15 protein-coding genes, 1 pseudogene and 1 riboswitch are annotated in these 14,761 nt (G+C 71.5%); of the genes and pseudogenes, 9 read left to right on the top strand and 7 right to left on the bottom strand.

The genetic code is table 11. The features are described 5' to 3' along the window. Positions 1-92 precede the first annotated feature (92 nt). The 4 genes from ASE56_RS08080 to ASE56_RS08065 form a co-directional block, all read right to left on the bottom strand. Positions 93-416, bottom strand: coding sequence for a multidrug efflux SMR transporter (locus ASE56_RS08080; RefSeq protein ID WP_056227061.1), 324 nt, complete (start codon positions 414-416; stop codon positions 93-95). Positions 417-426: 10 nt separating this feature from the next. After that, positions 427-490: riboswitch (guanidine-III (ykkC-III) riboswitch) on the bottom strand. A 189-nt stretch (positions 491-679) separates the two neighbouring features. Next, entirely contained in the window at positions 680-1,540 is an 861-nt protein-coding gene (locus ASE56_RS08075) for a CPBP family intramembrane glutamic endopeptidase (protein WP_200914140.1), read from the bottom strand. Then, complete coding sequence (gene trmB / locus ASE56_RS08070) at positions 1,537-2,262, bottom strand: tRNA (guanosine(46)-N7)-methyltransferase TrmB (protein WP_056228433.1); 726 nt, start codon at positions 2,260-2,262, stop codon at positions 1,537-1,539. The genes ASE56_RS08075 and trmB overlap by 4 nt, the downstream gene beginning before the upstream one ends. A 104-nt stretch (positions 2,263-2,366) precedes the next feature. After that, positions 2,367-3,200, bottom strand: coding sequence for a DUF3097 domain-containing protein (locus ASE56_RS08065; protein WP_056227059.1), 834 nt, complete (start codon positions 3,198-3,200; stop codon positions 2,367-2,369). A 124-nt stretch (positions 3,201-3,324) separates the two neighbouring features. On the opposite strand from ASE56_RS08065, the gene ASE56_RS17820 reads away from it, so the two are divergent. From ASE56_RS17820 to ASE56_RS08045, 4 genes and pseudogenes are all read left to right on the top strand, one after another. After that, positions 3,325-5,403: a TPM domain-containing protein gene (locus ASE56_RS17820; RefSeq protein WP_056227057.1), complete on the top strand. Its 2,079-nt coding sequence runs from the start codon at positions 3,325-3,327 to the stop codon at positions 5,401-5,403. Positions 5,404-5,496: 93 nt separating this feature from the next. Further along, positions 5,497-6,239 (top strand): annotated as a pseudogene (locus ASE56_RS08055) (PspA/IM30 family protein); the annotation flags it as partial. Positions 6,240-6,320: 81 nt separating this feature from the next. Further along, a complete protein-coding gene (locus ASE56_RS08050) occupies positions 6,321-7,133 on the top strand; it encodes an arginase family protein (protein ID WP_056227055.1) in 813 nt (270 codons plus the stop codon). Continuing rightward, positions 7,130-7,585 (top strand): hypothetical protein, encoded by a 456-nt coding sequence (locus tag ASE56_RS08045; protein ID WP_056227052.1) that lies wholly within the window; start codon positions 7,130-7,132, stop codon positions 7,583-7,585. Before ASE56_RS08050 ends, ASE56_RS08045 begins: the two co-directional genes overlap by 4 nt. Before the next feature lie 88 nt (positions 7,586-7,673). Here ASE56_RS08045 and ASE56_RS08040 read toward each other — a convergent pair whose 3' ends face one another. The 3 genes from ASE56_RS08040 to ASE56_RS08030 form a co-directional block, all read right to left on the bottom strand. Next, complete coding sequence (locus ASE56_RS08040; RefSeq protein ID WP_056227049.1) at positions 7,674-8,138, bottom strand: SIP domain-containing protein; 465 nt, start codon at positions 8,136-8,138, stop codon at positions 7,674-7,676. 90 nt (positions 8,139-8,228) lie between these two features. Then, positions 8,229-8,939 (bottom strand): tyrosine-protein phosphatase, encoded by a 711-nt coding sequence (locus ASE56_RS08035; protein WP_056227047.1) that lies wholly within the window; start codon positions 8,937-8,939, stop codon positions 8,229-8,231. Then, the gene (locus tag ASE56_RS08030; protein WP_056227044.1) at positions 8,936-9,472 is read right to left on the bottom strand and encodes a carboxymuconolactone decarboxylase family protein; all 537 of its coding nucleotides are present in this window, start codon (positions 9,470-9,472) and stop codon (positions 8,936-8,938) included. Before ASE56_RS08030 ends, ASE56_RS08035 begins: the two co-directional genes overlap by 4 nt. Before the next feature lie 101 nt (positions 9,473-9,573). Between ASE56_RS08030 and ASE56_RS08025 the strand changes: the two genes are divergently transcribed. The 5 genes from ASE56_RS08025 to ASE56_RS16550 form a co-directional block, all read left to right on the top strand. Continuing rightward, on the top strand, positions 9,574-10,491 hold the full coding sequence (locus ASE56_RS08025; protein WP_056227043.1) for an alpha/beta fold hydrolase: 918 nt from the start codon (positions 9,574-9,576) through the stop codon (positions 10,489-10,491). 143 nt (positions 10,492-10,634) lie between these two features. Then, positions 10,635-12,146 (top strand): ABC transporter substrate-binding protein, encoded by a 1,512-nt coding sequence (locus ASE56_RS08020; protein WP_056227041.1) that lies wholly within the window; start codon positions 10,635-10,637, stop codon positions 12,144-12,146. Then, positions 12,143-13,093 (top strand): ABC transporter permease, encoded by a 951-nt coding sequence (locus ASE56_RS08015; protein WP_056227040.1) that lies wholly within the window; start codon positions 12,143-12,145, stop codon positions 13,091-13,093. The genes ASE56_RS08020 and ASE56_RS08015 overlap by 4 nt, the downstream gene beginning before the upstream one ends. After that, positions 13,090-13,959: an ABC transporter permease gene (locus tag ASE56_RS08010; protein ID WP_056227038.1), complete on the top strand. Its 870-nt coding sequence runs from the start codon at positions 13,090-13,092 to the stop codon at positions 13,957-13,959. The genes ASE56_RS08015 and ASE56_RS08010 overlap by 4 nt, the downstream gene beginning before the upstream one ends. Further along, positions 13,956-14,761: ABC transporter ATP-binding protein (locus ASE56_RS16550; RefSeq protein ID WP_082450396.1), on the top strand; the 806-nt coding region annotated here is incomplete at its 3' end. The genes ASE56_RS08010 and ASE56_RS16550, both read left to right, overlap by 4 nt.

Below are 14,761 nucleotides of genomic sequence, written 5' to 3'. Positions count from 1 at the left end.
ACGGTGTCTGGCCCGGACAAGTGCAATTGGGGAGGATCGTACCGGATGAAACCGAACGTTCCATCCGGTTGACTTTCGGGGAAATGCCCTGATCAGTGGCTGTCGCCCACGAGCTTCAAGCCGACGACGCACCCCACCAGACCCAGGACGAGCAGCACCTTGACGACCGAGACGGCCTCGGTCCCGCTGATCATGGCGACCACGACGGTGAGAGCGGCGCCGATCCCGACCCACACCGCGTACGCCGTTCCGGTGGGGATCTCGCGCATCGCGAAGGCGAGACCGCCCATGGATGCCACGAGGGCGACGCCGAAGATCACGCTCGGCCAGAGCTTGGTGAAACCCTCGCTGCGCCCCAGGGCGGTCGCCCAGACAGCCTCGAGGATGCCGGACAGGATGAGGACGATCCACGACATGACGGTGCTCCTTGGCCAGTCTTGTCGCAGTCCGGGTACTGATCCGTCGTCCGGGGACGCGGCGGGCGTCCGGGGCCCAGCGTAGCGAGCCGACCTGGGCAGGACCCGGGCACCGCGGCATCCGCTCCCGCTCCCACTCCCGCGATAAACGCTGATTCCTCCGAGACACGGCGTCGCGCAGCGTGTATCGCAAGAATCAGCGTTTATCGCAGACGAGGTAGAGCTCCGGGCGGAGTGGGACGCAGGGGTGCCGGCATCCGGGATCAGAGCAAGAAGAGGGATGCCGAATCGGGATTGTGCGCGTGCACGAGGACCCCGAAGACGACCGCGTCGAACAGCAGGTGCACGGTCACGACGTACCAGAGCGAGCGGGTCTTCAAGAAGAGGAAGCCCTGCACGATCGCGAACGGGATCGTTAGCAGCGGCCCCCAGGCCTGGTAGCCGAGCTCCCACAGGAACGACACGAAGACCACGGCCTGCAGCAGGTTGGCGGTGAGGTCGGGGAAATGTCGGCGCAGCAGCACGAAGACCGTGCAGATGAAGAAGAGCTCGTCCCAGATGCCGACCGCACCGACGCCGACGAACAGACGCGCGATGAGGTCGCCCGTGACCACCTCGGGCCAGTTGCGGTAGACGCCCGAGGTGATGAAGTAGAACGGCAGGATCAGGTAGCCGAGCACGATCACTCCGCCGAGCCACGCCCACTGCCACCAGGTCCAGCGGCCTCCCCCGCGCCACGGGAAGCGGATCGCGTAGTCGCGGTAGACGAAGCGCGAGACCACGTACGGCACCACGACCGCGCCGCCGAGGGCGAGGGTGAAGCGCACGAAGGCGGCGTTGTCGAGCTCGGCGTGCAGCGGGATGAGGCTGACGATGAACTGCCCCACCGCGATCAGCGACACGTCGCGCGCGATGCTCGGCTCCTCGCTCCGGGCGAGGGCGATGCCGTTCCGACGATCGACGAGGACAGCGGATGCCACGGCGAGAGCGAGCAGGATCCACCCGAGCCACACGATCTGCACGACGAAGAGCGCGGGGGCGGCGAGGCACACCGCGAGCGCCGGGATGAGCTTGGGCGTCCACGTGGAACGCTCACGGACCCGCACCGCGGTGTGCGCGGTCACGGCGAGACCCGGGTGTAGGTCAGGTCGCGGATGTCGCGGCCGACGCGCAGGCCCTTGCGCTCGAAGGCGGTGAGCACGCGCCCCTCGAACCTCTCGGCCCACTCCCCCGCGAACGCCCGCTCGAAACCGGGGGCGTCGTCGAGCACGTCGCGCATCTGGTCGGCGTAGTCCTGCCAGTCGGTCGCGAGGCGAAGCGTGCCGCCGGGGCGGATCACCTGAGCGGCGATGCGCGCGAACTCGGGGGCGACCAGACGGCGCTTGGTGTGCTTGTTCTTGTGCCAGGGGTCGGGGAAGAACACCCAGAGCTCGTCGACGGATGCCGCGGGCAGCAGGTGCTCGAGCGCCTCCGGCGCGTTGGCCTCGACGAGGCGGAGGTTCTTCACGCCCTCGCGGTCGGCGTCGAGCATCGTGCGCGCGAGCCCCGCGGTGAAGACCTCGACGGCGAGGAAGTCGGTGTCGGGGTGAGCGGCCGCCGCCGAGACGATCTGGTGGCCCTGGCCGGAGCCGATCTCGACGACCAGGCGGGCGGCGCGACCGTAGACCGCGGCCGGGTCGACGGCGGTGCCCGGCTTGACGCTGGTGGTGGCGGTGGCGCGCTCGACCGGCAGCAGGTAGAACGGCGAGAGCTCGGCCCACGCGCGATCCTGCGCTTCCGACATGCGACCGCTGCGGCGGACGAACGACACCGGCTTGTCGCGGAAGGCGGGGGCGGCGGCATCCATGTCGTCCAGGTTATCCGCCGCGTCGGGGGCCGCCTTCTGTCGCTCAGCGGATGCGGAGGCGACGCTTTCCGACGCCTCGCGCGAGAGGGAGCGCTTGCGGCCGCTCACGGGACGGTCACGAAATCGATGAGTTCCTCAACGCGTCCGAGCAGGGCCGGCTCGAGGTCGCGGAACGTGGTGACCTTCGACAGGATGTGCTGCCACGCGCGGGCGGTGTCGGCCTGCTCCTCGGCGGGCCAGCCGAGGGCGCGGCACACGCCCACCTTCCACTCGATGCCGCGCGGCACCTCGGGCCACGCGGCGATGCCGAGGGCACGGGGGGTGACGCACTGCCACACGTCGACGAAGGGGTGACCGACAATGCGCACGTGGGCGCCGTGGCGGCCGCGGGCGATCTTCTCGGCGATGCGCGACTCCTTGGAGTTCGGCACGAGGTGGTCGACGAGCACGCCGTAGCGGCGCTCGGCGGTCGGGGGCTCGGCATCCAACTTCTCTTCGAGCAGGTCGACGCCCTCGAGGAACTCCACGACGACGCCCTCGGCGCGGAGGTCTGCGCCCCACACCTTCTCGACGAGCTCGGCGTCGTGCTTGCCCTCGACGAAGATGCGGCTCGCGCGGGCGGTGCGCGCGCGCTGGTCGTCTGCCGCGAAGGAGCCGGACGCCGTGCGGGTGCGCCCCTTGGGTGCGGCCGCGGGGGCCTTCAGCACCACGGGCTTGCCGTCGACGAGGAAGCCGCCGCCGAGCGGGAACAGCCGACGCTTGCCGAAGCGGTCCTCGAGCTCGACGTTCATGCCGTCGATGCGGGTCACCGCACCGACGAAGTCACTGCCCGCGACCTCGACGACGAGATCGGCGGATGCCGCGACCTCGGCGGGTCTGATGCGTCCGGCGTCGCGCCACCCGCGGGCGAGCACGTCGGTGCCGTAACGGTCGTCCATGGTGTACCTCCGAGCGTTCGAGCCTAGGCGGCGCGGGTGTGCGCTGACAGCGGACGCGCCGCTCCTACCCCGGTGTCGGCGGTCGTTTATAGGGTGGAAGCATCCGGCAACCGAAGGGGACTGCATGCGAAAGCCGAACGTGCTGCACACGATCACGGTGCTGCTGCTCGCGTTCGTCGGCGTCCTCGTCGCTCCCCTCAGCGCTGCGGCGATCCCCCCGCCCGCGCTCGGCTCGAGCTACGTGCTCGATCAGGCGAACGTCCTCACCGACGCGCAAGAAGCCGACGTGCAGCGGCGACTGCTCACGCTTTCGGAGCAGACGGGCCTCGACCTCTGGGTCGTGTACGTCGACGGCTTCGAAGACCCGACCGGTGCGGACGACTGGGCGAACGAGACCGCCAACCGCAACAACCTCGGCCCGCACCAGTACCTGCTCGCGGTGGCCATCGAGGGCGACACCTTCCAGTACTACCTCTCGGGCGACGTCGACGCGGGCGGAATCTCGGCCACCCAGCTCACCTCGATCGAGCAGGACAAGGTGCAGCCGGCGCTCCAAGCGGGCGACGACGCGGGCGCCGCGATCGCCGCGGCCGACGGGCTGCGCACCGCTCACGCGAAGGCCGGCGGGAACATGCCGAACCCGCCCCCGACCCCGGCGACGCAGAACGGACCGGCCATCGTGCCGATCGTGCTCGTCGGCGTGCTGTTGCTCGCGATCGCGGCCACCCTCGTCTGGCTGGCCGTGCGCCGGCGCCGTCGCGTGACGTCGGGGGCCCCTGACGCTTCCGCCGAGAGCGTGGAAGACCTGTCGCGCCGCGCCGGTTCCGCGCTCGTGGCGACAGACGACGCGGTCAAGACGAGCGAGCAGGAACTCGGCTTCGCCCGCGCGCAGTTCGGCGACGCCGCGGCCGCGCCCTTCACCGAGGTCTTGGCGCAGGCGAAGGCCGACCTCGAGCGGGCGTTCTCGATTCAGCAGCAGCTCGACGACGCGACCCCCGAGACCCCGGAACAGCAGCGCGCGGCGTACACCGAGATCCTGCAATTGTGTGCGTCCGCCGACGAGGCGCTCGACGCCAAGGCCGCGGCGTTCGACGAGTTGCGCGCCCTCGAAGCCGACGCTCCCGGCGCCCTCGCCGCGGTACGGCAGCAGCACGCCGCGGTGGCCGCGGCCCTGAGCGCGGCGGAAGCGGGACTCGGGCGCCTGTCCGAACGCTTCAGTGACGACGCGCTCTCGTCCGTCGCCGACAACCCGACGCAGGCCCGCGCGCGCCTCGAACTCGCGAGCACCCAAGAGGCCGCCGCTGACACCGCCCTCGCCGAGGGCCGCACCGGAGAGGCCGCGGTCGCCATCCGCGCCGCCCAGACGGCGCTCGCCCAGGCCGACACCCTCGAACGCGCCATCGACTCTCTCGACGCGGCCCTGGCCGACGCGCAGCAGCGCGCGGCGGCCCTCGTGGCCGAGATCGAGGGCGACCTGGCGGCGGCAACACAGCTTTCCGATCCCGACGGACGCATCGCCGCCGCCGCGGCCTCGGCTCGGTCGCAGCTCGACGACGCCCGCGGTGCGCTGTCGGCGGCGCGGCCGAACCCGATGCGGGCGTTCGAGACCCTGCAGCGGGCGAACGCCACCATCGACACCGTGCTGGCCGAGGCGCGTGATGCGGCCGAGCGTCGCCGCCGCGCAGAAGGGCAGCTCGACGCGACGCTCGCCCAGGCGCGCGCGCAGGTGAGCGCGACGGAGGACTTCATCTCCGCTCGCCGCGGCGCGGTGGGGGCGACGGCGCGGACGCGTCTCGCCGAGGCGGGCGCCGCTGTCGTCCAGGCCGAACAGCTGCGCACCGACGACCCGGTGGCGGCCCTCGCCGCGGCCCAGCGCGCGGCACAGCTCGCGGCGGCGGCCGATTCCGCCGCGCAGAGCGACGTCGGATCCTTCGGCGGCGCGGGCGGCGGTGGCGACATGATGGGCGCCATCCTCGGCGGCATCGCGGTGAACGCGATCCTCGGCGGAGGGCGCTCTCGTGGCGGCTTCGGCGGCGGCGGCCTGGGCGGTCTCGGCGGAGGTTTCGGAGGTCTCTCCGGCGGCGGGGCCCGCCCGCGCGGCGGGGGCTTTTCCACCGGAGGGCGCTCGCGCAGCGGCGGAGGCGGAGGCTTCTCCGGCGGCGGCCGCAGTCGCGCCGGCGGCGGACGCGGATCGCGCCGCTAGTCCAGCCCTCGCGGCACCGCCGCCCGATCACAGACAATTCGTAGTAACCGCCACCAGACTCGACACCGTCGCCCTCAGGAAGGAACACCCCGCATGGCCAAGCAGTCCATCTTCGGTCGCATCCAGACCCTCGTCCGCGCGAACGTCAACGCGCTCCTCGACCAGGCCGAGGACCCGCAGAAGATGCTCGACCAGCTCGTCCGCGACTACTCGAACTCGATCGCCGACGCCGAGTCGGCCATCGCCGAGACGATCGGAAACCTCCGTCTGCTCGAGCGCGACCACCAGGAAGACGTCCAGGCAGCGGCCGAGTGGGGCAACAAGGCCCTCGCCGCCAGCCGCAAGGGCGACGAACTGCGCGCCGGCGGCAACCTGAGCGAGGCCGACAAGTTCGACAACCTCGCCAAGATCGCCCTCCAGCGTCAGATCACCGCCGAGGGAGAGGCCAAGGCCGCCGCTCCCACGATCGCCGCGCAGACCGAGGTCGTTGACAAGCTCAAAGACGGCCTGAACGGCATGAAGACCAAGCTCGAGCAGCTCAAGGCCAAGCGCAACGAGCTCACCGCTCGCGCGAAGGTCGCCGAGGCGCAGAACAAGGTGCACGACGCCGTCAAGTCGATCGACGTGCTGGACCCGACGAGCGAGCTCGGCCGCTTCGAAGACAAGATCCGCCGCCAGGAGGCCCTCGCCGCCGGCAAGCAGGAGCTCGCCGCCTCGAGCATCGACGCGCAGTTCAACGCTCTCGAGGACGTGGGCGAGCTCACCGAGGTCGAGGCACGTCTGGCCGCTCTCAAGGTCGGCGGCCCGCAGCGCGCGGCCATCGACGCCCCGAGCCCNCCAGGTCTGATCCCCCCCCGCGAGTGCATCGCCCGGTCGACCGGGCGGTGCACTCGCGTCTCCGGCGTGAGGGAAGCCGCATGACCCGATTCATCGTCGCCCCGCAGTGGCAGGGCTCGTCCTCGTCGCGGGCGATGCAGCTCGTCGATGGCGCCGAGGCGATCGCCGGCGACCTTCCGCGCGCCTCGACGACCGTGCTCGCCGCGCCGACCGAGGCCGGCGACGCTCAGGGCAGCCGCGTGCAGCGCCTCAGCGCCATCGTCCGCATGCGCGATCGCATCGAAGAGGCCGTTCGCGCCTCCGACGAGACGGCCGTCGTCGTGGGCGGCGACTGCGGGGTCGCCCTGGGTGCCGTCTCGGCCATCGCGGGCGACGATCTCGCGGTCGTGTGGATCGACGCGCATCCCGACCTGAACACTCCCGAGTCCTCCCCCAGCGGCGCCTTCACGGGCATGGTGCTCCGCGCGATCGCGGGCGAGGGCGAGGACCTCGTGCGTCTCGAACCGGGCATCGCGCCGTCGCGCCTCGTCCTCGTGGCCACGCGCGCTTGGGACCCCGAAGAAGAAGCGTTCGTCGCCGCCCACGGGATCACCGTCGTCCGCGCCGACGAGCTGTCGTCCCCCGACGCTCTGGCCGACGCGGTCGCGGCCACCGGTGCGACTCGCACCCACGTGCACATCGATCTCGACGCGCTCGATCCCGCCGACATCGCCGGCGTCGCACAGGCCGTGCCCTTCGGCGCGCGCACCGCCGACGTCGTGGCATCCGTCCGCCGCCTTCGAGAGCGCCTCCCGATGGCGGGCGCCACTCTCACCGAGTTCTCCCCCTCGTCGCCCGCGGCGGCCGTCGACGACCTGGGGACGATCCTTCGACTGATCGGGGCCCTGGCATGAGCCCCCTCCCCCCGCCTCCCGCGGGCTGGCGCCAGCGCGCCGACAGGGCTGTCGCGCGCGGCCGCCGACTCGACCGGTTCATCCCCGGCGTTCTGCTCGACTCCCCCGTGAGCCGGGTCGGGTACTGGTACGGGTGCACCGTCGGATGGGTCTGGGGCTCGCTGTGGAGCACGGGACGCATCGAGAAGCGTCAGGGCCTGTGGGTGTTCCGCGGGCTGCCCTCGTGGGCGTTCCCGCGCGGGGGCGTGTGCGTGGGCGGATGCTTCCTCACCGGCGACGATCGGCCGACCGACACGGTGCTCGGACACGAAGCCGTGCACCGTCGCCAGTGGCGGCGGTACGGATTCCTCATGCCGCTGCTGTACGCGCTGGCCGGGCGGGACCCCCTGCGCAACAGATTCGAGATCGAGGCGGGTCTCGTCGAGGGCAACTACCTGCCCCGCGGGAGCTGACCCCGCCGCGTACGTCCGCGGCGATCCGCAGGGCGGATCAGCCCTCGATGACGGAGGTCGAGCGGACCCCGCGCGATCGAAAGGCGCGTCAGCGCGCGGTGGCGAGGCCGAAGCGCTCGGGCGTGTGGATGGCCTGCGCGTCGACGCCGTGACGGGTCACGAGTTCGTCCACGATCTCGGCCGTGCCCAGGTAGCCCCCGAGCAGGATGACGCGCGTCGCGTCGTCGTCGCAGCACAGCATCTCGCCGGCCCAGCCCGACACCGCCCGCGACAGCGCCTCGCCCGCGGCGCAGCCACGGCCCGTTCCGGGAGCGCCGCCGCGGCGCGAGCGGTCGAGCCACGTGAGCGTCATGCGCGCGGGGGCCGCGATCGAGCCGATCCACGACGCGTCGGGGACCTCCACGAACACGCGACCGGTCGAGCAGATCGGCAGCGTCGCGAGCAGGGCCTCGAGCTCGGCGAGCGAGGTCTCGTCGGCCGTCACGAGGTGCTGCACGCGGGTGTGCCGCGACGCGCGGCACGCGGCGGCGTTGTGCTCGGTGGAGATCGACATGATGACTCCACTATACCCGCGACATAGGTTTGCCTAACCTGTGTTCACGCTCAGTATCTCGACGTCGATACGACAGCGCGATCGCGCCGCTCAGTCGATCAGCACCTCGCGGAGTCGCTCGGTCTCGGCGGCGCTCATCCCGTTGGCGAGCAGATACCCCGCGGCGGAACCGAACTCCCGATCGAGGCGATCGAGCAGGGCCCGCATGACCGGCGCGGGCGAGCGGGTCGCGAGCGCCTCGGCGTGCACGTTGCCGGGATGGACGGCACGGATCGCGGCGAGCACCCGCGCGTTGCGCTCGGCGGGAAGGAAGTCCTCGGTACGGGCGTAGTCGGCGATCACCGCCTCGCGATCGACACCGGCCGCGGCGAGCGCGATCGCGACCGTGACCCCGGTGCGGTCCTTCCCCACCGTGCAGTGAACGAGTACGGGCTGCGCGTTCAGGATGCCGCGGACCGCCGAGACGACCCGATCGGCGGAGTCGTCGACCAGGGCGGCGTACATGTCGTCGAGGCTCAGGTCGCGCGCGAAGAACGAGGCCACCGACCCGAGGAAGAGCGGTTCGTGCTGGATCTCGACCCCGTCGTCGAGTCTGCTGGGCGCGTGGGCGACCTCGGACTTGTCGCGCAGATCGATCACCCTCCGGATGCCGAGTTCTCGGAGGGTCCGCGCGCCCGCGTCGTCGACCGCGACGAGGTTGCCGGAGCGGTAGAGCACGCCCGAGCACGTGCGGCGTCCGCCGGCGGGGAGGCCGCCGACGTCGCGGAAGTTCACCGCCCCCGAGACGAGCGAGCCGCTCACGGCGCCCCGTCCGCGTGCACGTGCGGTGCCGCCGGGGGCGTGGCATCCCGAACCGCGTTCTCCGCGGGTGCGGCGCGCGGAGGAACGGGGTACCGACCGGCGATGGCGACCCTGTTGAAGGCGTTGATGGCGACGAGGACCCAGCTGAGCGCGACATACTCCTGCTCGCTGAGGATGCCACCGGCCTGGTCGTACACCTCGTCGGGGATGCCGCCCTCGTGGATGAAGGTGAACGACTCCGTCAGCTCGAGCGCGGCCCTCTCGCGCTCGTCGAAGACGCCCGACTCGCGCCAGGTCGCGATCTGCGCGATCACATCGGCGTCCAGTCCGGCTTTCACCGCGGCATCGACGTGCACGCGCACGCAGTAGGCGCATCCGTTGAGTTGCGAGGCGTGGATCTGCACGATCTCGCGCAAGCGGGCGTCGATGCCCGCGTCGGCGGCCAGTCGCCCCACAGTGGTCGAGAACGAGCGCAGGGCCGCATACGCCTCGGGAGCCGACTTCGAGAGGTGCACGCGCCGTTCTTCACCCATGGCCACAGCCTACGGCGGCCCCGCGGGGTCGGGACGGGCGATCGGTGACGTCGTACGGCGCGGTGGTGGCGGCATCCCGCCCGCGGTGCCAGGCTGGTCGAATGCCCGAGCGCGACGAGTTCTCGTTCCTTCCCGCCCAGGCGACCGATCTCGGTCGCGATATCCCCTCCGTCGAACGGGTGCAGCTCACGCTCCCCGACGGGCGCACCCTCAGCGGGCTGCGGTGGGGCGACGCTTCCCCGGCGGTGACGCTGTTGCACGGCGCGGGCCTGAACGCCCACACGTGGGACACGACCCTCCTGCACCTCGGGGTCCCCGCTCTCGCCCTCGACCTGCCGGGTCACGGCGACTCCTCGTGGCGGGACGACGCGGCGTACGTCGCACGCGTGCTCGCCCCCGATGTCGTCGCCGCCCTCGAGGAGTGGACCAGCGGTGCCCAGGTGCTCGTGGGCCACTCGCTCGGAGGGCTCACGGCGGCCGCGGTCTCGGCATCCCGTCCCGATCTCGTCTCGCGCCTCGCGATCGTCGACATCACGCCGGGAGTCGATCCGAGCGCCGGACCCGCGCAGATCCGTGCGTTCTTCGCCGGTCCGACGGACTGGGCGTCGCGCGAGGAACTCGTCGAACGCGCCCTCTCGTTCGGCCTCGGCGGCTCACCCGAGGCCGCCGCCCGCGGTGTCTTCCTGAACTCCCGCGTGCGCCCGGACGGCCGGGTGGAGTGGAAGCACCACTTCGCGCACCTCGCCGCGGCCGCCGCGAACGCCGGAGCCGATCCCACCACCCCCGACGCGGTGAAAGCCGTGCTCTTGGCGACCGGATGGGACGACCTGGCCGAGGTGACGGCCCCCGTCACCCTCATCCGCGGCGAGCGCGGATTCGTCACGATCCCGGATGCCGAGGAGCTCGAGCGTCGCGTGCCCGGGGCCGTCGTGCACGCGCTCCCGACCGGGCACAACGCGCAGGAGGAGGACCCGGAGGGTCTCGCGCGTCTCGTCCGCTCCCTCCTCCCCTCCCCCTGACCTTCCTGCCGTTCCCCGTCATCTCGCGTCGCGCTCCGTCACAGAAGGCGTCGAGCGCAGACGGGTGAAAGTAGGCTGTTGCCACCCCTGCTCGGCATCCACAGCACCCTGATGCCTCGGCCTGCGAAAGGACACACCCCGCAATGCTGCGCCGCACCGCTCTCGCCACGAGCATGCTCCTGATCGGAGCGCTCCTGCTCACCTCGTGCACCGGCTCGAACACCACGCCGAACCCCACCGGAGAAGCCGACCCGAACGCCACCCTCACGGTGCGTCTGTCGCTCGAGCCGGCCAACCTCGACATCCGCCACACCAGCGGCGCCTCGCTCGAGCAGGCGCTCGTCGACAACGTGTACCAGGGCCTCGTCACCCGCAACGGCGACGACTCCAACGCGATCGTCCCCGCCCTCGCCACCGCCTGGGCGGTGTCGCCCGACGGCCTCACGTACACCTTCACCCTTCGGCAGGGCGTGACCTTCCACGACGGCAGCGCCCTCACCGCGGACGACGTGGTCACCTCGCTGCAGACGGCGAAGGACGACCCCACCATTCAGAGCAGCTCCGACCTGAAGAACGTCGCGTCCATCGCCTCGCCCGACGCCTCCACGGTCGTCGTGACGCTCGCCCAGCCGAACATCGACTTCCTCTTCGCGATGACCGGTCGTGCCGGACTCATCTTCAAGAGCGGCGACACCACCAACTTCCAGACCGCCGCCAACGGCACCGGTCCGTTCCGCGTCGAGAGCCGCAACGCGGGACAGAGCCTGACCCTCTCGCGCTACGACGGCTATTGGGGAGACAAGGCCGGAGTCGCCGAGGTCGTCCTCGACTACATCCCCGACCAGAGCGCCGCCACCAACGCCGCGGTCGCCGGCGACGTCGACGTCGCCCTCGAGATCGACCCCGAACTGCGCGGGCAGATCGAGGGTACGAACAACTTCACGATCGAGTCGGGCCTGACCACCGACAAGGGCACGCTGGCCTTCAACAACCAGCGGGCCCCGCTGAACGACCAGCGCGTGCGCGAGGCGCTGCGCCTGGCGATCGACCACAAGGCGCTCATCGACACCCTCGGCTCGGGCAGCGAGCTGTACGGCCCCATCGCCCCGCTCGACCCGGGATACGAAGACCTGTCGGGCAGCATCTCGTACAACCCCGACCGCGCCCGTGAGCTGCTCGCCCAGGCCGGGGCCGAGAACCTGAACCTCACGCTGACGATCCCCAACGTGTACCCGACGACGATCCCGACCTTCCTGGTGTCGTCGTTCGCCGACGTGGGAGTGACCCTGAAGGTCGACTCGGTCGACTTCAGCGCCTGGCTGCAGGACGTCTACACCAACCACGACTACGACCTCAGCTTCGTGCGGCACGTCGAAGCCCGCGACTTCGGCAACTGGGCGAACCCCTCGTACTACTTCGGGTACGACAACGCCGAGGTGCAGGGCCTCTACGCCCAGGCGCTCGCGACCACCGACGAGCAGCAGTCCTCCGACCTGCTCGCCGAGGCCGCCCGCATCGTGAGCGACGAGGATGCCGCCGACTGGCTGTTCCTGTCGACCCCGCTGACCGCGGTGGGCACGAACGTGGCGAACTTCCCGAAGAACTCCCTCAACGTGCGCCTGCCCCTCGCCGGCGTGACGGTCGCGGCGGAGTGATCCGCTACACGCTGACACGGCTGGGCCTGCTCGTGCTGGGCCTGGCCGTGGCCAGCGTGCTGATCTTCGTCTCGCTGCGGGTGCTCCCGGGCGATGTGGCACAGCTCATCGCCGGCACCGAGGCGACCCCCGAACAGGTCGCGGCGTTGCGGACGAGCCTCGGCCTCGAGGCGCCGCTCTGGACGCAGTACCTCGACTGGATCGGCGGACTGATCCGCGGCGACCTCGGCACCTCGCTCATCACCGGCACCTCCGTCGCGTCGGAACTGGCCGACAAGGCGCGCGTCACCGTCCCCCTCGCGGCGATGTCGTTGACGGTGGCGCTGATCGTCGGCATCCCGTTCGGTGTGCTCTCGGCCCTCGGCCGGCGGCGAGCCGGGGGGACGGCGCTCAGCGTGGGAGCCCAGGCGCTGGCGGCGGTGCCCGTGGTCTGGGCGGGCATGATGCTCGTCGTCGTCTTCGCGGTGTGGCTCGGCTGGCTCCCGCCCCAAGGGTTCCCCCGCGCGGGATGGAACGACCCCGCGGCCGCGTTCCGCGCCCTCATCCTCCCCGCGCTCACCATCGGCGTGGTCGAGGGCGCGATGCTCCTGCGCTTCGTCCGCAGCGCGACGCTCCAGGCCCTCGGCCAGGACTACGTGCGCACGGCCGCCGCGAAGGGGCTCACGCGCACGCGTGCCCTGCTCAGCCACGGACTGCCCAGCGTCGGCCTCTCGGTCATCACCGTGCTCGGCCTCCAGATCGCCGGGATCATCGTCGGAGCCGTCGTGATCGAGCAACTGTTCACCCTCCCCGGCGTCGGCCGCATGCTGGTGTCCGACGTCGCTTCGCGCGACCTCCCCAAGGTCCAGGGCGAGCTCCTCGCCCTCACCGGGTTCGTGCTGCTCGTCGGATTCCTCGTCGATCTCTCCCACCGCCTCATCGATCCCCGTCAGAGGGAGGCCTCATGACCACCCTCCGGCGGCTCTGGAGCCTCGGCACCGGGCGATTCGGCATCCTGATCGTCGCTCTTCTGCTCATCACGGCCCTCGTCTCGCTCCTCTGGACGCCCTTCGACCCCGCGTCGGTCGACGCTCGGGCGCGCTGGAGCGATCCGTCGTGGCCGCACGTGCTCGGAACCGACAACAGCGGTCGCGACATCGCGAGCCTGCTCATGGCCGGAGCCCGCACCACCGTCGTCGTCGCCGTCGGCGCCGGAGTGGTGGCCTCGGTGCTGGGCATCGTCCTCGCCGCCCTCGGCTCGCTGATGGCGCGGTGGATCCGCGAGAGCGTCGCCGTGCTCGTCGACATCCTCATCGCCTTTCCCGTCCTCATCATCGCCATGATGATCTCGGCCGTGTGGGGCGGTTCGCTCGCCGTCGTCATCTGGTCGGTGGGCATCGGCTTCGGCGTGAACGTCGCCCGCGTGACACGACCCGAGCTGCGACGCGTGCTGCACAGCGACTTCGTGCTCGCCGGTCGAGCGAGCGGCCTGTCGACCGGGCAGAACCTCACCCGGCACCTCCTGCCGAACGTCGCACCGGTGTTCATCGTGCAGCTGTCGTGGGGAATGGCGGTCGCCGTGCTGGCCGAGGCGGGGCTGTCGTACCTCGGCTTCGGCGCGCCCGTGACCCAGCCCTCGTGGGGAGTTCTCCTGAGCGACCTGCAGGCCTACATCGCCGTGCACCCCCTCACCGTCGTCTGGCCCGGTCTGGCGATCACGCTGACCGTGCTGGGGCTGAACCTGCTCGGCGACGCCCTGCGCGAGGCGGCCGACCCCACCCTCGGCGAGCGCACTCCCGCGGCCCGCACGCACGTGCCGGGGGTGGTCGCATGAGCCTCGTCGTCACGGACCTGCGGGTCGAGATCGGCGACCGGGCCGTCGTCGACGGCGTGTCGTTCGAGGTGCCCGACGGCGCCCGCGTCGGCCTGATCGGCGAATCCGGCTCGGGCAAGTCGATGACCGCCCTGGCGATCCTCGGTCTCCTCCCCGACGGCGCCCACGCCACCGGCAGCATCGTCTGGAACGGCCGCGAGATCCTCGGCCTCGCCGACCGCGAGCTGGCCCGCCTGCGCGGCGACGACATCGGCATGGTCTTCCAGGAGCCCCGGACGGCGCTGAACCCCATCCGCACCGTCGGCCGGCAGATCGGCGAATCGGTGCGCATCCACGAGGGCGTCTCTCGGCGCGAGGCTCTGCGTCGCGCCGTCGCCGAGGCCGAGCGGGTCGCCCTCCCCGATCCCGAACGCATCGTCTCGCGCTACCCGCACCAGCTCTCCGGCGGCCAGCGGCAGCGGGTCGCGATCGCGATGGCCCTCGCGTGCCGACCGCGGTTGCTCATCGCCGACGAACCGACGACGGCGCTCGACGTCACCATCCAAGCGGGGATCCTGACCCTGCTGCGCTCCCTCGTCCAGGATGCCGGCATGTCGCTCGTCTTCATCACCCACGACCTCGCGGTGCTCGCGCAAGTCGCCACCCACGCCGTCGTCCTCGAGAACGGCCGGGTGGTCGAGCAGGGCGCCGTCACCGACGTGTTGAAGGCGCCGTCCTCTCCCGTCACGCGGGCGCTGCTGCGCGATGCGACCGCGACGCTGTGGCATCCCGAGCTCCCCCCGCGAGAGATCGCGGCCGACGA

The sequence above is a fragment of the Microbacterium sp. Leaf203 genome, from assembly GCF_001421275.1.
GTDB classification, from domain to species: Bacteria; Actinomycetota; Actinomycetes; order Actinomycetales; family Microbacteriaceae; genus Microbacterium; species Microbacterium testaceum_A.
The sequence above is the reverse complement of the archived record's forward strand: the minus strand, read 5'-3'. Positions and strand labels throughout refer to the sequence as shown.